Source organism: Lactobacillus sp. CA30L (assembly GCF_059900845.1).
Genome location: NZ_JBWXGB010000001.1, coordinates 281,200 through 298,202, shown reverse-complemented (window position 1 = coordinate 298,202; position 17,003 = coordinate 281,200). Strand labels below are relative to the sequence as shown.

Sequence of the window (17,003 nt, the reverse complement as noted above, 5' to 3'; positions counted from 1 at the left end):
ATCATCATCAGAAACGCCGAAAAATTTGCCTAATTTACTAAAAGCCATTGCTTTTACCTCCTATCAGTTTTCACCACGGTGTCTAAAAAAGGGAATGTCCTCCGTATCATCATCGTCATCGTCCAACGCGCTAGTTTCAATTTGCGAAATGCTGCCCTGGTCATCTTCGTCAAACAGACTATGGGGTTCGTCATCCTGGTCAAAATTGAGCTGGTTTGGACGTCTTGCTTCATCGTCATCATTGTTTAACCCCCACACGGTGGTAGGATCAACCATTGTCTTGTGCTTAGGCGCAGCCTGGGCCGTCACTTGTTGGCTAGGCTCCTCTTTTGGTGCAGGTGCCGCCTGCTGACTAACAGCATGCATGCCTTCCTGGACCTTGCTGCTTGGTTGGGCCTTGACCTGGTGACTGCGGCCAGGAAGCTGCTTTGAGGCTTCTTCTTCAGCCTGTGAGCTAATCCCGGTTGCAATTACCGTCACAACGACCTCATCGCCCAGGTTAGGGTTGATTGAGGTACCGAAGATAATGTTGACGTCATCGCCGGCCGCCTTGGAGACAATTTCGGAGGCATCCTGTGCTTCAAACAGGGTCAGGTCGGGACCGCCCGTGATGTTGAGCAGCACCTGCCGGGCGCCGTCGATTGAAACTTCAAGCAGGGGTGAAGAGATGGCCAGCTTGGTGGCTTCAACCGTTCTGTTTTCACCGCTGGCACGGCCAATTCCCATCAGGGCAGCGCCCTGGTTGGCCATGACCGTTTTGACGTCGGCAAAGTCCAGGTTGACGTAGTCGGTCGAGGTGATCAGGTCCGAGATGCCCTGAACCCCCTGCTTCAACACGTTGTCTGCTTCCTTAAACGCATCCATCATCGGCGTCTTCTTGTCGACCATCTCAAGCAGGCGGTTGTTGGCAATTATAACCAGCGTATCCACGTACTGCTTGAGTTGCGCAATTCCTTCGGCCGCATTCTTGGAGCGCTTAGGTCCCTCAAACGTGAACGGACGGGTAACCACGCCAACCGTTAGAGCGCCTGTTTCACGCGCAATCTTTGCCACGATTGGTGCCGCACCCGTACCGGTGCCACCGCCCATTCCGGCGGTGATAAAAATCATGTCCGCGCCTTTAAGCGCATCTTCAATCGTCTGCTCGCTTTCCTCAGCGGCCTTTTGACCAACCTCCGGATGTGAGCCGGCGCCAAGACCCCTGGTCAGCTTAGGCCCCAGCTGAATCTTGGTTTCCGCCTTGTTGCTGTTGAGCGCCTGCACGTCGGTGTTGGCGGCAACAAAGGACACGCCCTGCACGCCGTCATCAATCATCCTGTTAACAGCATTGCCGCCCGCGCCGCCGACACCAATCACCTTGATGACAGCATTCTTGTTTTCATCCGAATCGAATGTGAAATCCATCTAATTAACCACCTTTAATCAAAGAACTTTTTAAAAAAACTCTTTATGCCCTTCTTGTTGTTTTGCGTTTTACTTGTTGATTTACCCTGCGAACTTTTTTCTCGCTTTAGCAACTCACGTCTATTATATTCTTCTTTTGCTTTTGTTTCATCAAGACTAACCGGTCTTTTTGCGTTTTTGGCAATTTTTTGGGCGGGTTCGCCAGCCAGGTTCAATTTGTTATTACCGTAAATTGCACTGATCACTAAAAAATCAATATCAGACATTTTATACGCGTAGTTGACTATGCCGTATGCCGCCGAGTAAACCGGGTTGCGCATCCCTATTTGGTCGGGCTGATATACGCGGGTCTTCACGTGCAGGGTATTGGCAACAAGATTGTCGAAACCCTGCAGCAGGCTGTTGCCCCCCGTGATGATAATGCCGCCGGGCAGTTTCAGGGCATCGTGCTTGACTAGCCCCTTCTCAATCCTGCTAATTGTCTGCGTAATCCGAGCGTTAATGATTTTGCTCAGGTAGACTTCGTCCACCATTTGCTGACCATTCGTGCCAACGCTATTGGCCGCAAACTTGTTTTTGCTAGACGCTAGCGCCGGGTCGGCATAACCGTAATCAAGCTTAATTTGTTCCGCATCTTTCTTGGACGTGCTGAGTACAACGGAGACGTCCCTGCTGATATCGCCGCCACCTTCGAAGTCGATGTTGGCATACTTAATCTGGCCGTTATGAATTACGGTCGCAGTGGTAACGCCGCCACCAGAGTCGACAATGATCGAGCCAAAGGTGCGTTCGCCCTCGGTAAGGGCAACGCTGGCGATGGCTAACGGGGTAGGAACAAAGAAATTGTTTTGGTAGCCGGCGCGCTCGATTGCTTTTTTAATGTTGTGCAGGGAGCTGGTCGGGGCGGTCAGCATAATGCCCTGCACGGCCAAAGAATGGGCAATCATCTTACGGGGATCATCAACTTCGGTCTTGCCATCAATTAAGAAGCGACTAGGCAGAAAGGCGATTGGTTCACGCTCCTTTTTGACCGCGGACTTGATAGCGGCACGCGTAACCCGCCTGACGTCCTTATTGCCAACCTCCTGGCCGTTATCGTCAATGTTAATCAAATCGCTTGCTGTTTCCAATTGGAGCATTCCCACCGGAATGCCGGTCACAACACGATATATTTTGGCGTTAATCTTCCGCGCGATTTCCTTTAACGCCCGGCTGATTGCATCAGCCGTCTCATCGATATCAACGATGTTGCCGTGCCGCATTCCCCGGTTGGGAACCGCAACTGCCCCGATCACCTTGCCACTATCCGCAACTACCGCCTTAACACTGGTAGAACCGAGATCCAGTCCCACCAAAAGATTTTTATTGTCCAAAATTAACCCCCCGTCAATACTCTTCTCTTAAAAATTTTAACATAACAGATGCATAATTTCAGCTTACTTTAAGCCATAAGTACGCTTTTCAGCAGAAGTCAGCGGCCTGCTATAAGCTCCAACTTCTAAGTCTATTAAGCACTTACCTTTGGCCTTTGTCTTTATCTGATCATAATACTTTACCCTGCTCTTCACGCTGGAGAAGTTGCCGATAACAACGTTGCCGTCCTTCATCAAAAAAATGACCTGTGACTTGCGTCGGGCGTTTCCGCTCAACAACTTGATTTGACTTTGAAAGCTGCTCGGCAGACTATCAAACAGCTGCAGGCTCTTCTGCAACGACGCCACGTGGCTATAGCCCACAAACACGGGCTTGTCCGCATCCACCTTATTCCAGGGCAATAGCTGCGTGCCCAGCTTGTCTTGAGCCAAAATCTTGTAATAGCCATCTTCCTGCTTGATGTAGCCAATCGTGGGGTACTCGTTGACCTTCAACACTAGCTGGTTAAAGTGCTTGACCTTAACCTCTACTGTCTTGATTTCGTTATACTTGCTGGTTAATCTTTGATTAACGGCACGTGAACTTATTAAGTAGTCGACAACCTTGTCGCTGGCCTTGATACCGGAATATTGGACTACTTCCTTCATAGGCAGATCATTTTCGCCTTCAATCCCAATGCTGGAAACGTTGGCAAGGGGGGAAATATAATAGCCCAGACAGGCAAGAAAAAATAGTGAGATTGACAGGATAAGCCCCAGTCGCTTAGCCAGGGCCTTTTTTCGTTCGCCATGCAGCCGTGAAAGCGAGGCAGAAACCTTAGTTTGAGTTCTTTTTTTACCCTGGTTAGATTGGTAATTTAGGTAACGCGCCAACTTTTCGTTTGGATCAATTTTAGTTACACGCTTTTTAGGCACTGCCACGCCTCCTTCCTGCTTTTACTTAGCGATTTCTTCCATCACCCTGATCACCTGGTCCGCCGCGTCGGGAACGCCTAAGCGCTTGGACGCAGCGCTCATTTCATCGGCGTACTTGCAGTCAAGCAAAATATGGTCAATCGAAGAAATAAAATTATTGGTGTTCAGATCTGCTTCCGCAATTACCGTGGCTGCACCTGCCTTCTCGAGGTCGAGTGCATTTTTCATCTGGTGGTTGTGGGTCACGTTCGGACTCGGAATCAAAATTGCTGGAACGCCTAGCGCCGTAAATTCGGCAATGCTGGTTGCCCCCGAGCGGGCTACAACACACGTGACCTGGGGCAATAGTGCGGGCATGTCCTTGACGTAGGGCAAAACCTTAATATTTTCGCCGTAATCAACGCCGGTCAGTTTCTGGGCAATTTCCTTGTAATAGTACGTTCCCGTCACCCAAATGATCTGATACGGCTTCTTTTTGAGCTTTGTCAAAGACTTGAGCATTATCCGGTTGATGGCCAACGCGCCGCGGGAGCCGCCAAAGACGAGCACGGTCGGAACCTTGGGGTTCAAATTCCACTTGCTCTGCATGTCAAGCGAAGCAGAGGAGAGATTCAAAACCTGCTGCGAGCGCGGATTGCCCGTCTTAACCAGTTTTTTCTTTTCCGTAAACTGCTTTGCAGCGTCATCAAACGTGTAGCAAATCTTGTCAACGTAGTGGCCCAAAAACTTGTTAGCAACGCCCACCACCGAATTTGATTCGTGGATCATCGTGGGAATCCCCGCCTTGGCCGCCGCGTAGACGATTGCACCGCTGACGTAGCCACCGGTACCAACCACGACGTCGGGCTTGAAGGTGCTAATGATTTTTTTTGCGCTTTTAACCGCCTTGATGAACATGCTGATGGTGGTGAAGTTGTTCAAAGGGTGCTTGCGGGTGAAGCCCTGGACCTCGATGGTCTTAAAGTCAACACCAGCCGCGGGAACAATCTTGGCCTCCAGGCCCTTTTTCGTTCCCACAAACAGAATTTCGTCGGCAGTTGCAAGCTTACGTCTTTTGAGCTGCTCGATGATTGCCATAATCGGATATATGTGGCCGCCAGTTCCGCCACCGGTAAAAATAACTCTCATTTTATTTCGTTTTCAATTCCTTAACAAAATTTATAAAGTAGTCGCCGCGGTCCTCAAAGGTCCTAAATTGGTCCCATGATGCACAGGCGGGCGAAAACAGCAGTATGTCGCCGGGTGCAGTCAGCTCGTACGCCTTGGGCACGGCTTCCTGCAAAGTTTTTTCAATCACAATCTGTGCGATGCCAGCCTTGCGCGCAGCATCCGCCAGCAGGTAGCGTGTTTCACCGTAAAGAACGACCGCCTTGACGTGCTTTTTTAATAAGGGCACAAGCGCATCAAAGCTAAAGCCCCGGTCCAAACCGCCGGCAATCAGGACCTCCGGTTCCGTAAAAGACGGGATGGCAACCGAAGCCGCCTCGATGTTGGTCGACTTGGAATCATTGTAGACCCTGCGTCCGGCGAGCGTCATGACGTACTGCAGGCGGTGCTTGGCACCAGCAAAGGTGGTCAAAACCGCACGCACGTCATCGCTATTTGCCCCCATCAGGAAAGCAATTGCGCTTGCAACCAGGGCATTTTGCTGGTTATGCAGCCCGGGAAGCTTCATTTCGCTGGTCGCGATAATCTTTTCCCCCTGTCTTTGCAAGAATCCGTCCGCAATAAAGTAGTCTGCGGCGCGGTCATTCTCGGAGAAAGTGAGGATTTGGGCCTTTGTTGCTTCCTCTTCCCTTGCCAAAATCTCTTTTTGGTCAAAGTTGGCCAAAAAGTAGGACCGCGGAGACTGCGTCCGTGTGACGTTCAGCTTGGCGTTTACGTAATTGGCAAAGGTCTTGTGGTAGTCCAGGTGGACATTGTCGTAAACGTCGACAATAGCTGCAACAATCGGATCAATGTCGGTCACGCCGAGCAGCTGAAAGCTGGACATTTCGACGACCAGAATGTCGTCCTTGGTTGCCTTTGGCACCACTTCCGAAATCGGAACGCCAATATTGCCAACCGCATAAGCGTGGTGGCCGCTAGGCGCCAAATGACGCTCTAAGATCCGCTGGGTCAGCATCACCGTTGTCGTTTTCCCGTTCGAACCGGTCACACAGACGTAGGGTGCGCTGCTTGCGCTTAATGCGATTTCGGGTTCCGTGATAACCGGTATTTGAAGTTCCTGGGCCCGTTGCACCATCGGGTTCTCATACGGGATGCCCGGATTCTTGACCAGATAGTCGAAGTGCGCCCTAGTGAACAGGTCGAGCGGGTGGCTGCCCCCAATCACGTGCACGCCCTTTGCGGCCAACGCGGCGGCCCGATCATCCTTATTCAAGTCGTTCTTGTCGTTCAGGGTCACCTTCGCACCGAGTTGAAGAAGCAGCTTGCTTACCGCAAAACCGCTTTTGCCTAGGCCCAACACCAAGATATTCTTATTCTGATACGTATCAATCTGCTTCATCGTTAATTTTTATCCCCAAATCATTAAATACAGAATACTGCCAACCAGGCCAACAAACCAGAAGATGAAATCAACCTTCCACTCGGAATAACCCAACATTTCGAAGTGGTGGTGAATCGGCGTCATCTTAAAAATCCGCTTGCCCGTTGTCTGAAAGGATATTACCTGCAGAATAACGCTTGCGGTCTCGCAGACGAAGACGATTCCGACTAGCAGGAGCGACCACGGTCTGTTCAAAAAGATGCTGACGGCCGCCAGGCCGCCGCCAAGAGCAAGCGATCCGGCATCACCCATGAAGATTTTAGCGGGTTTATGGTTAAAAATGAAAAAGGAAATCAGGCCGCCGATTACGCTCATGCAAAAGAGCAAAATCGCCAAGTTCTTTTGCTTGAACGCAAGGTATGCGTATGTACCGTACGCAATAATGGTTAAACCGGTCGCAAGTCCGTCCAGCCCATCCGACAAGTTGACGGCATTGGAAAAGCCGACCAACCAGATAATAACGAAAACCGTAAATAAGACCGTGCTGTTAACTAGGCCAAAAAAGGGAACAAATAGGCTAAACTTGAAGCTGCTTGCACCCGCGATACCGACAATGACCACCGCTATCAGAATCTGCAGCGCTAGTTTCTGCCAGGCCTTCAGGCCCAAGTTGCGCTTAAAAAAGAGTTTGATTCCATCATCCAAAAAGCCGATAAGGCCGTAGCCCAATAAGCTGATGAGCAGTATCCAGACCAACCTGCTCATTGCGTGTTGCCAAACTGCCACCCAGATAGTAGAAACAGTGGCGGAAAGGACAAAAATCGTTCCCCCCATCGTCGGCGTGCCCGACTTCTTCTGGTGCCACTTGGGGCCCTCTTCGCGGATTTCCTGACCTTCGTGGTGCATCCGCATAAAAATAATCATCCAGGGCAGAAATATTCCCGTCAACGCGAGCGAACTAACTAATGCAATAATGCTGACAATAAGCATGAAAATGCTACTCCTTTAATTTTACTTTTACTTTTGTTCCCGACTTGAGCGTTGCGCCCGGCGAAACGTCCTGCCTTTGCACGGTGCCGCTGCCGGTTACCTTTAGCTTAATCCCGGTCAGGTCGGCAAAATGATGCAGGTCGGCCAGCGTCCAGCCCTTCATTTGGGGACACTTGACCTTTCCAGACGTCAAGACAAACATGTGCCTGCCCGAGCGCTGCCTTTGTCCCCCAGCACGTGATTGCGCCGTTACCTTAGCACCGCTGCCAATCTTTATGAGCTTCAATCCGACCCGGCGGGCCTCCTTCTTGGCCTCATCGTAGGTCAGTCCCTTGAGTTTAGGCGTTTTGACCGTTGTCGAATCATCCCGGTCATTCTTGGACATCAGAATGACGCGTGACATGATCGGCTTAAAAATGGATGACAGAATCACCTCGGCCGGCTTGTTCATTAGTCGCGGCTGTTTAACCGTGATGTAAATGCAGTAGCGCGGGTGTTTTGCCGGCGTTACGCCAACAACCGAAAAGATGTAATTGTTATTGCCCTTAAGGTAGCCGCCGTGTTTCAGGTTGGCTATCTGGGCCGTTCCCGTTTTTATGGCAATGCTCTTTTGTCCAATCTGGTAAGCCGACCCGGTTCCGATGCGCTTATTGAGGACCTGCCTCATATTCGCTAAAACGACTTGGGCCGTTGCCTTTGAATAGACGGGCCGCCCCACGTTCTTAATCTGGTAGCCGCTAATCGTCTTGCCGGTCGGACTTGTGACTTTATCAACAAACTGGGGCTTTACCATTTGCCCGTTATTGGCCAGGCTGCTGAAGGCCTGCATCATCTGCATCACGTTAACGTTAACGCCCTGCCCGAAGCTCGTAACCGCCTGGTCGACCGGCGACTGAAAGGCCAAAAGGCCCGCTTGTTCACCCGGCAGGGATACACCCGTTTTTTGACCGATGCGGAAGCGCCTGAGGTACCTGCGCCACGTCTTAGCCCCCATCTGCTGCTCAATGTGAACGAATCCGGTATTGGACGAGCGCGGAAAGGCCTGTGAAAATGGAATGCTGCCCCAGCCCTGCGGCAGCCAGTCGTGGATAACGGAACCCCCGACTGCCACGGATCCGGAATTATAATATTGGTTGGGGTGGTAGTTGCCACTGTTGACCGCAGCAGCCAAGGTCAGAACCTTGAAGACCGAGCCCGGCTCGAAGGTGTCCTGAACCAAAATATCACGGTAGGAATTTTCCAAGCCCTTCTTGGTTTGCGGGTTAAAGGTAGGTCGCTGCGAAGCTGCCATCACCTTGCCCGTTTTCATATCCTCCACAATTGCGGTCATTGAAACGGGGTTGTAGGTTCTTTGGACGTACGTCATGCGGGACTCAAGGTATTCCTGCAATTGGGAATCGATGGTTAAATAAAGGTTGTTGCCGTCCGTTGGTGCCTTGTAAGTCTGAACACTGTTAGGCGTCTGGTAATTGGAGGCATCAACAGAAGAAACCTGGTAGCCATCCTTGCCGCCAAGCACATCGTCATACCATGCTTCAAGCCCCATCGTACCCTCCAGGTCCTGCGTCCGCGTTTTTTTATTGTATTTGGGCATGGCAAGACCAATCACGTGGGACGCAAAATTGCCGCCTGGGTACAGGCGGGCCTGAGTTTCAAAAAACTTGATGCCCGGCAGCTTCATTTTGACAATCTTGTCCTTTTGCCACTTGGAGAGGCCGTTGCCAGCAGCCCCAAACTGAACTTGGAAGGCAGGGTGCTTAGGACTCAGGTAGGCCAGGATTTGTTTGGCCGAAAGCGGCAGGACCCGGGCCAGCTGCTGCGCAGTCTTTTCCTTATCAACCACGTATTCGGGCTTGCTCTTATAATTAATGGAAGACTTGTCCAGGATCGCATAGACGGTGTACTGGTGCGTGTCCTGTGCCACCGCCAGACCATTGCGGTCGTAAATGGTGCCCCGTGCTGCCTTCAGCACCTGGTTGCGCATGTAGAGCTGCTCCGTCCGTTTTTGCAAGTCCTGCCCGTTTACCGTCTTCGAAATGCCAATATACAGAATTCTGCCCGTAAATACAAGAAAAACCAAAGCTACAGCTACCTGGAGGAATCTCCCCACTGTGAAACGGTACCTGTGAGCTTTGGATTTTTGTGAATTTAAATTACTAATGTATTTTTTGTATTTTCTCATTAGTGAATGGTCCTGATATTTTTTTCAATTAACGTTAACCCCTTGCTGCGTGCGATTTTATTCATTCGCGCACTCGAAGTCAACTCGCCTAGTTCTTGATGCAAGTCGCTAACTTGATTTCGCGTCTTTACAACTGAGCGCTGCACGCTGGTAAGTTCATGCTGAGCTGAAGTAGCTGAAATACTAGAAGAAACTAGGAGCGTCATTAAGCCAATCGTGATTGTCACACCCACAGCCAGCATTGCTTTTTCAAAGCCGGACCAGGCAACATGACGAGGATCAAGAACTTGTCTTTGGCGCTCTTGGTGCTCTGGTTGTTCTCCAGGATTAAATTCTATTTTTCTTGCTAAACTATCAGCCATTATCTTTTCCTCTTCACAATTTTTCCGCAACGCGCAATTTTGCACTGTGTGAGCGGTTATTGTTCTTAAGTTCTTCACTTGAGGCCACGATTGGCTTGCGATTGACCAGGCAAAGCGTTGGCTTCATGCTGTCTGGAACCATCGGCATACCGCGGGGAACTTCAACCTCCGAATATTTTTTAAAAATATCCTTAACAATTTTATCTTCATCAGATTGAAAGGTAATCACGCTGATTCTGCCACCAGGCCTAAGCAGTGCAATTGCCACCTCAAGTGATTCACGTAAAACGTCAAGTTCGTGGTTAACAGCCACTCTGAGCGCCTGGAAGGTCTTCTTTGCAGGGTGTCCTCCCGTGCGTCGCGCAAACGCAGGAATCGCCTCCTTGACAACTTCCACCAATTCAAAAGTTGTTTCAATTGGCTTGTTTTGCCTTTTTGCAACGATTTTGCGGGCAATTTGACGTGAAAATTTTTCACCACCAAATTTATACAGGATATCCGCTAGCTCTCTTTGACTCGCCGAATTGACCAGCTGGTATGCATCAAGACTTTGCCTTTGGTCCATCCTCATGTCGAGTCTGGCGTCGAAGCGGTATGAAAAACCGCGTTGCGCCTGATCAAATTGTGGGGACGAGACACCCAGGTCGTAGTAGATACCGTCAATGCCATCCGCGTGACCCAGCTTAACCAGGTCAACCTTTAAATGACTAAAGTTGTCGTGTACCAGCTGCAACCGGGGGTCACTGTCCTCCTTTAGTAAAGCGGCAAAGTTTAACTCCGCCGATTTTATTGCATACTTGTCCTGATCAAAACCAACTAGTGTTCCACGGTCAATCAGACTTAGCAAATACCGTGCGTGCCCGCCACCGCCGAAAGTCGCGTCAACGTACAGGCCACCATTTTGGGGTTCTAAATTTTCAATTGTTTCATGTAAGAGTACACTGGTGTGTTTGAATTTCATAATTTTACAGTTCTATATCATCTAAATCTTCCGCGATGTCGTCATAGTTTTCATTGGCTTGACTGCTAAAATCTTCCCAACTTTCCTTCGACCAAATTTCAATCCGGTCGGAAACGCCAACTATGACGCATTCTTTAACCAGGGCCGCGTGCTTCTTTAGTGTTGTGGTCAGATTAACACGCCCCTGCTTATCGAATTCACATTCCATCGCACCAGAGTAGAACAAACGCGTAAAACTACGTGCATTCCTCTTAGTCAACGGAAGTTGCGCTAACTTGGCTTCAATTTTCTCCCATGCTTCTATAGTATAGCCGAAAATACAGCCCTCCATTCCGCGGGTAAAAACCATCTTGTCACCAATCTGACTGCGCAAGCGTGCTGGAATAATCAGTCGCCCCTTGCTGTCAAGATTGTGATGATATTCACCCATGAACATAGCCTAGCCCCCTTCCACAATTTAATTTACCACAATTCACCACTTCCTACCACTCATTTTGGAATAAATTGGGAAATTATTTAATTTAAGCGAAAAAAAGGACGCACAAATTCGCACTGAATTTTTGCGCGCTTATACTAGGTTCAAAAAGCCCCCGTTAACGGGCTAAATCATCATGAATAATAGTCCCACGTACCAGAACACGCTGTTGAGCGTCAAGTAGTCCCAAGCCTCGCGCATTATTTTGCCCAGAGCAATATTTTTATTTTTAACGGCCTCTGCAAGAGCCAAGAGGATCACCAGGATAAAAAAGACAAAAAAGCCGTACGGCAAAAATTCCGGCTTGTCTTGCCGAACGACGATCAAGTGACAGGCAATGATAAAAAAGAAGGGTAGGACATCGTATCCGCGAAACTTTGCCTTCGGAAACACCTTGTTCAAGATAAATGCTACAGCCAAACCCATTACAGGCACAATAAATATTGAAAACATACTACTTCCTTAAATTACTTTTATTTTAGCCCATGCGTTATTTGAAAAAAGCCACTAAGTAGAATAAAATATTGTTCAAGCAGGAGGTCTACTAATGGCACGAAAACATAAGAAGAAAAAATCAGGATTTCAAAAATTAACAATTGCGATGGCCTGGCTCATGGCCATCATCACACTGGCAGCTGTAGTGATGCAGGTTGTCGGTGCATTATCCAGTTTTGGTGTTTTTGAATAAAAAGCGTGAGAAGAAGCTTCTCACGCTTTTTATTAACGGTAATTATGGAGGTTAACCAAAAACGGAAAGCTAGTTGCCAATAAGCCCCAAACGTGATAGGTCAGCACCGCAAAAATGAACGACCAGACCATTGTTGCAAGGAGGCTGGCCAGCAATTCAGACAGCGGTACACTAGCAATTCCCGTGACGTTCAACATGAGCCAGCTATATGCGCCCACTAGCGCACTGGCAACAACAACCGTGATTATCCTGACCCAGAAAACTTCGGGGAGAAAGCGCGCCGCCTTCTGGAGGAGCCAGCAAATACAGGGCAGGCTGACCGTATAGATGCCCAGAAAGCCATAAAAATAAATGTCGCTGACGACGCCAGCACCCAACGCAAGCCAGACTTCCTTATTATTTGTATCATCAAAGAGCGCAATGAGCATCACGCCAACCGGCAATAACAGGTTTACGCCGCTGCTGTATGCAAAAAACTGGTGCATGAAAAACGAGAGGCTGCTGTTGAGGGCAAGCGCAAGGTAGAGGGCTGGTACCAGGATAAACTTCCGCAAAGAACGCATTAGCCAGCCACCTTTCTCTTAATCACAGTCACCACGCTCGGATCGTTTAATTCACCGGCCGGAACAATTTTGATGAGATCGGACAGGCCGAAAGAATCACGCGTCGTTGCGGCAACCGTGCCCACCAGCAGCCCCTTAGGCGAATTGCCGCCCATGCCGCTGGTGTAAACCCTCGTGCCCTTCCTGAGCTTGTGTGAATCGATTGCCTGGGTAAAGGCAAGGGACCCGTTGCCAATCACGGTAATGATGCCGTGCACCCTTTTCCCATCAGCAGACTCCGCTTGGACGGCGAAGCGATTGGCAGATTGATCCGTGGTGGTGATCAATTCCACTTTGGCCGACGCGGCACTAACCTCAATAACGCGCCCAATAAGGCCACCGCCGGCCATTACTGCCATATTCTTGCGCAGCCCCGCCGTGGCCCCCTTGTTTATGACCAACAGAGCCGTCCAGCTATCAGGCGAACGAGAGATAACCGAAGCCTGAACCATATCAAAATCGGTCAGTGTCTTCTTAATCTTCAGAGCAGACTTTAACTGCTTATTTTCGTCCTCAAGGCTCGAATTGCGGGCCTTGGTCTGTTCCAGTTCGGTAACCCGACTTTTAAGGTAATTATTTTCATCTTGCGTGTTAATCAGGTCATGGACACTGTTCATGCTGCCCGAGACCAGGCTAATGGGAAAATTAACCATTCTTACGCCCACCGCTACGATATCATTGCCAAAGCTTTGGATAACCAGCGGCGTATCCCTCTTATTGCGCAAATTTACACTAATTCCCACTACGGAAAAAAGCACGATAACGCCAACACACACCACCAATAATTTTTTGTTTTGTAGAAATTTCTTCATCTAGAACTGATTCCTAAAAAAGCCGGCAATATCAGCCGGCCCTTATTATCTGCGACTATGGCGCATTACTTCAATGTTTTTAAGCGATTCGCCGGTACCGGCTGCAACGCAGTCGAGTGGATCCTGAGCGATAAAGACGGGAACCTTGGTGGCATCTGAGATGACGTCAGGCAGATTCTTGAGCAGTGCGCCCCCACCGGTCAAAACAATCCCGTGATCAATGACGTCTGCTGCGATTTCCGGCGAGGTCTGTTCAAGCGTTTCCTTAATTGCGACGATGATGTCCTGAACGACGTCTTGAATCGCCTTGGCAACGTCAACAGCCTCGACATCAACAGACTTCGGCAGCCCTGTAACCAGGTCACGGCCCCGAATGTTGACCGCCTCGATTCCGTGCGCCTTTTCGACCGACGCGGAACCAATCTGAATCTTGATGTCCTCAGCCGTGCGCTCACCGATCAGCAGGTTGAAGTTGGAGTGAACGTAGTTGACGATTGCCGCGTTGAACTTGTCGCCTGCCTGCCGAATCGACGTAGAGGAGACGATCCCGCCCAGCGAAATCGTGGCAACATCGGTCGTTCCCCCACCAATATCAACAACCATCGATCCGGTTGGATCCATTACCGGAAGTCCGGCCCCAATAGCTGCAGCAAACGGTTCCTCGATAACAAAGGCCTCCCGCGCACCAGCAACGCGCGCAGCGTCAATGACGGCACGCTTTTCGACCTCGGTAACGCCCGATGGTACGCAAATCATCGCCGATGGTTTTGAATTGCCAACGGTCTTTTCAATAAAGTATTTGAGCATTGATGCAGTTGTGTCATAGTCCGCAATTACACCATCCTTCATCGGACGGATGGCAACAATACTGGACGGCGTCCTGCCAATCATTTCCCTGGCTTCCGTGCCGACCGCAATCACCTTGCCGGTATGGGTGTTTTTCGCTACAACGGACGGTTCTCTAAGTACGATGCCTTTGCCTTCCATATAAACAAGCGTATTGGCCGTACCCAAATCGATGCCAATATTTTTTGCTCCTAATCCAAACACGAAAATCTCTCCTTAATTACTGCAGTCTCTAAATCTTGAATAATTATAGCATAAAGTGCAATTGAAAAAAGATTTCCGGTAGAACTTTAAGATGAATTTAAAACAATTGCTGTTCGCGCATGCTGAGGTAATGCCCCCTGCCGACGATAAAGTGGTCCAAAAAATCAATGTGCAGCATGTCGGCGGATGAATGCATAATCTTGGTCAGTTCGATGTCGCTCTCTGATGGTATCAGTTTGCCGCTGGGGTGATTGTGGACGACAAAGATGCCGGCACACGCATAGAGTACCGCCCAGCGGAAGATTTCCCGGGGATGCGCAGTCGCCTTGTCCAGCGTGCCCAGGAAGAGACGCTTCTCAGCAACAATGTGATTGCTATTGTCGATGTAGATTGCCCACAGTTCCTCCTGCTTGCGGCTGGCGAGCTTGTCCGTTAGGTACATGCCCACCTCGCTGCTGGAGGTGAGCACAACCGGATGGTTGGGCACCGCGGCACGCAGCCGCTCCAGCAAGTTTTCACCCAGAATTGCCAGGTCATCGTCGCATTCGCCCCCCGAAAGGTAGTTGAGCAGGCCGTCAAAACTGCTGATATTCAGCCGGTCAAATTCTTTTGTCAGCTGCCCCAAACTCGTTACGCCCCGCTTTTTCAGCTCAGCAACCAAAACCGCCAAAAGTTCAACATCGGTGTGTACTAAATAATGATCAGACTTGATAATTTTCATTTAATTACTCCTTTCACCATTAAGTACGCAAAAAGGCTGGCTAAATTTTTTGCAGGAATGCGGTAAAATCGCGGCAGACTAAAACGGCATTGGCCCGGTCTGTGGTGCTTGCGGGGATAAGGTCTGGGATCATCACGCACTTAATGCCCGCATTAGCGGCAGCCTGCACGCCTGTCGGCGAGTCCTCGAACGCCAAAATATTTGCACGCGGAATCCCCAGTTTTTCCGCCCCCAGGAGGTAAATGTCAGGGGCCGGCTTGGGCTTAATGTTGTGTTTCTGGACTTCATCGGCGTTCAGGTGAAAAAGGAAGTAATTCCGTGCACCCGTTGCCCAGAGCGTATGCTCAACGACGTCTTCGGTATTGCTCGAAACAATTGCCATGGCCACGCCCGCTTCTTGAAAAGCATCAAGGGCCTCCTGTACCCCCGGGCGCAGTTTCAGCTTGCCCTCATCCGTCCACTGCCACACCAATTCATCAGTGCGCCTAATAAACTGGTCACGCTGCTCTACCGATTGAAAATAGCGGTGATAAAACGCGGTCATGTCGGCTGCGGTTGAACCCACCAGCTTCAGGTAGGTATCGTCAGGTATGCCTAAATTTATTTCTTTTGCTGCTTGAATATTGGCCTTCCAATACAAGTTTTCCGAATTGACCAGCAGACCATCCATATCAAACAAAATACCCTTAATTTCATTATCGATGCCTTGAACGTACATTTTTTGCCTCGCTTTGTAAAATGGCTCCCACTAAATAAAATGAACCTGTCACCAGCAGTATATCATTCGGCTGGCTATCACGGTATATTTCTTTGAGGGCCGCACGCCATTGGGGATAAAAGGGGTATTTTTGCTCAACCCATGCGGGGAAGTCACCCTTTTGCGCGGCGCGCGGATAGTCAATCGTGGTCAACGCAACTTCATCCGTCGCACTAAATAAGGAGAAGACCTGTGCCATATCCTTGTCTTTCATCATCATTATCAGGATGCGCACCCTGCCGCCCCGCCACTCTTGCTGCTGGTGGACAAAGGCCAGCAGGTTTTTTACCGCCTGCACGTTGTGGGCCCCATCCAGAATAATGAGCGGCCTTTCCTTTAAAATCTGGTAGCGGCCCGGAACGATCGTTTCGTTAATTGCGGCTGCCGCTTGTCCTGCTTCCAGGTCCAAACCAAGCAGGTAAAAGGCCCTGATTGCGATTGCCGCATCTTTCTTTTCAACGTCCGGCATCGCCTTAAAAGGCACCCGGCGCACCCGGTCAACGTATGTATCTTTATGCTCGCCGGCCAGGGCAAAGTCACGGCCCAACTGGCTGATTGGCGCTTGTTCTGCATGCGCTTTTTTACGGATGATTGGCAGCACCGCGCGGGGCACATTGCCCAGCACCACCGGTCGCCGCTTTTTAATCACGCCGCTTTTTTCCCGGGCAATATCCTGAATGGTGGGTCCAATCACTTCTTCGTGGTCGAGTCCCACCGTGGTAATTACGCTCACCTCGGGGGTGATGACGTTGGTTTTGTCGTGTTCTCCGCCAATTCCCACTTCAATCACGGCGTAGTCGCAGCGTTCTTGAGCAAAGTAGACGAAGGCCATGGCCACTTCATACTCAAAGGTAACCAGGGTAAAAAGCGGATCCTTTTGACGAATGCGTTGAAGCGCTTCTTCCACCCGACTGGCTGCCACAAGAAGGTCTTGCTCCGCAATATTCTGACCGTTCAACTGAATTCGTTCGTTGAATTCATATACGTACGGCGAAACAAAAAGGCCAGTCTTCTGACCGGCCTTTTGCAGCAAGCTATTCAAGTAATACGACGTTGAACCTTTACCATTAGTGCCCGTGATATGGATTGTCTTAACCTGGTCCTGCGGATTGCCCAGAATTGCCAAAACCTTTTTGATGGATGACAAATCGGCTTTTTCGTGCCGCTTGGGCAGTGCGTAGATGTAGGAGATCAACTCTTGGCTACTGGTAAAATTCACG

At 49.9% G+C, this 17,003-nt stretch carries 18 protein-coding genes; 1 reads left to right on the top strand and 17 read right to left on the bottom strand.

Going from position 1 to position 17,003, the window contains the following annotated elements:
* Positions 1–63: 63 nt before the first annotated feature.
* The 11 genes from ftsZ to AC2JF8_RS01515 all read right to left on the bottom strand — a co-directional run bounded on the left by ftsZ (position 64) and on the right by AC2JF8_RS01515 (position 11,606).
* Positions 64–1,404 carry a cell division protein FtsZ gene (gene ftsZ / locus AC2JF8_RS01565; RefSeq protein ID WP_500728700.1) on the bottom strand — a complete coding sequence of 447 codons (1,341 nt, stop codon included), beginning with the start codon at positions 1,402–1,404 and terminating at the stop codon, positions 64–66.
* A gap of 14 nt (positions 1,405–1,418) precedes the next feature.
* The gene (gene ftsA / locus AC2JF8_RS01560) at positions 1,419–2,777 is read right to left on the bottom strand and encodes a cell division protein FtsA (RefSeq protein ID WP_500760517.1); all 1,359 of its coding nucleotides are present in this window, start codon (positions 2,775–2,777) and stop codon (positions 1,419–1,421) included.
* Between the two features lie 63 nt (positions 2,778–2,840).
* Positions 2,841–3,692, bottom strand: coding sequence for a cell division protein FtsQ/DivIB (locus AC2JF8_RS01555; RefSeq protein WP_500760515.1), 852 nt, complete (start codon positions 3,690–3,692; stop codon positions 2,841–2,843).
* Between the two features lie 21 nt (positions 3,693–3,713).
* The gene (gene murG, locus AC2JF8_RS01550) at positions 3,714–4,820 is read right to left on the bottom strand and encodes an undecaprenyldiphospho-muramoylpentapeptide beta-N-acetylglucosaminyltransferase (RefSeq protein WP_500760513.1); all 1,107 of its coding nucleotides are present in this window, start codon (positions 4,818–4,820) and stop codon (positions 3,714–3,716) included.
* A 1-nt stretch (position 4,821) separates the two neighbouring features.
* Positions 4,822–6,201: a UDP-N-acetylmuramoyl-L-alanine--D-glutamate ligase gene (murD, locus tag AC2JF8_RS01545; protein WP_500760511.1), complete on the bottom strand. Its 1,380-nt coding sequence runs from the start codon at positions 6,199–6,201 to the stop codon at positions 4,822–4,824.
* Positions 6,202–6,210: 9 nt separating this feature from the next.
* Positions 6,211–7,173 (bottom strand): phospho-N-acetylmuramoyl-pentapeptide-transferase, encoded by a 963-nt coding sequence (gene mraY / locus AC2JF8_RS01540; protein ID WP_500760509.1) that lies wholly within the window; start codon positions 7,171–7,173, stop codon positions 6,211–6,213.
* Between the two features lie 7 nt (positions 7,174–7,180).
* Entirely contained in the window at positions 7,181–9,355 is a 2,175-nt protein-coding gene (locus tag AC2JF8_RS01535) for a penicillin-binding protein (RefSeq protein ID WP_500760506.1), read from the bottom strand.
* Entirely contained in the window at positions 9,355–9,717 is a 363-nt protein-coding gene (gene ftsL / locus AC2JF8_RS01530; protein ID WP_500760504.1) for a cell division protein FtsL, read from the bottom strand. Before ftsL ends, AC2JF8_RS01535 begins: the two co-directional genes overlap by 1 nt.
* A gap of 13 nt (positions 9,718–9,730) precedes the next feature.
* Positions 9,731–10,678: a 16S rRNA (cytosine(1402)-N(4))-methyltransferase RsmH gene (gene rsmH, locus AC2JF8_RS01525; RefSeq protein ID WP_500760502.1), complete on the bottom strand. Its 948-nt coding sequence runs from the start codon at positions 10,676–10,678 to the stop codon at positions 9,731–9,733.
* Positions 10,679–10,682: 4 nt separating this feature from the next.
* Positions 10,683–11,114: a division/cell wall cluster transcriptional repressor MraZ gene (gene mraZ / locus AC2JF8_RS01520; protein WP_500760500.1), complete on the bottom strand. Its 432-nt coding sequence runs from the start codon at positions 11,112–11,114 to the stop codon at positions 10,683–10,685.
* Between the two features lie 165 nt (positions 11,115–11,279).
* A complete protein-coding gene (locus AC2JF8_RS01515) occupies positions 11,280–11,606 on the bottom strand; it encodes a DUF3397 domain-containing protein (RefSeq protein WP_500760498.1) in 327 nt (108 codons plus the stop codon).
* Between the two features lie 94 nt (positions 11,607–11,700).
* Between AC2JF8_RS01515 and AC2JF8_RS01510 the strand changes: the two genes are divergently transcribed.
* On the top strand, positions 11,701–11,841 hold the full coding sequence (locus tag AC2JF8_RS01510) for a DUF4044 domain-containing protein (RefSeq protein WP_500729517.1): 141 nt from the start codon (positions 11,701–11,703) through the stop codon (positions 11,839–11,841).
* A 32-nt stretch (positions 11,842–11,873) separates the two neighbouring features.
* On the opposite strand, the gene mreD is transcribed toward AC2JF8_RS01510, so the two are convergent.
* The 6 genes from mreD to AC2JF8_RS01480 all read right to left on the bottom strand — a co-directional run bounded on the left by mreD (position 11,874) and on the right by AC2JF8_RS01480 (position 17,002).
* Positions 11,874–12,404 (bottom strand): rod shape-determining protein MreD, encoded by a 531-nt coding sequence (mreD, locus tag AC2JF8_RS01505; protein WP_500760496.1) that lies wholly within the window; start codon positions 12,402–12,404, stop codon positions 11,874–11,876.
* Entirely contained in the window at positions 12,404–13,255 is an 852-nt protein-coding gene (gene mreC, locus AC2JF8_RS01500; RefSeq protein ID WP_500760494.1) for a rod shape-determining protein MreC, read from the bottom strand. The genes mreD and mreC overlap by 1 nt, the downstream gene beginning before the upstream one ends.
* 45 nt (positions 13,256–13,300) lie before the next feature.
* Positions 13,301–14,305, bottom strand: a complete 1,005-nt coding sequence (locus AC2JF8_RS01495; protein ID WP_500729514.1) for a rod shape-determining protein — start codon at positions 14,303–14,305, stop codon at positions 13,301–13,303.
* Positions 14,306–14,402: 97 nt separating this feature from the next.
* The gene (locus tag AC2JF8_RS01490; RefSeq protein ID WP_500729513.1) at positions 14,403–15,026 is read right to left on the bottom strand and encodes a JAB domain-containing protein; all 624 of its coding nucleotides are present in this window, start codon (positions 15,024–15,026) and stop codon (positions 14,403–14,405) included.
* Positions 15,027–15,066: 40 nt separating this feature from the next.
* On the bottom strand, positions 15,067–15,744 hold the full coding sequence (locus tag AC2JF8_RS01485) for an HAD family hydrolase (RefSeq protein ID WP_500729512.1): 678 nt from the start codon (positions 15,742–15,744) through the stop codon (positions 15,067–15,069).
* Positions 15,722–17,002, bottom strand: coding sequence for a bifunctional folylpolyglutamate synthase/dihydrofolate synthase (locus AC2JF8_RS01480; protein WP_500760493.1), 1,281 nt, complete (start codon positions 17,000–17,002; stop codon positions 15,722–15,724). The genes AC2JF8_RS01485 and AC2JF8_RS01480 overlap by 23 nt, the downstream gene beginning before the upstream one ends.
* Position 17,003: the final 1 nt, after the last annotated feature.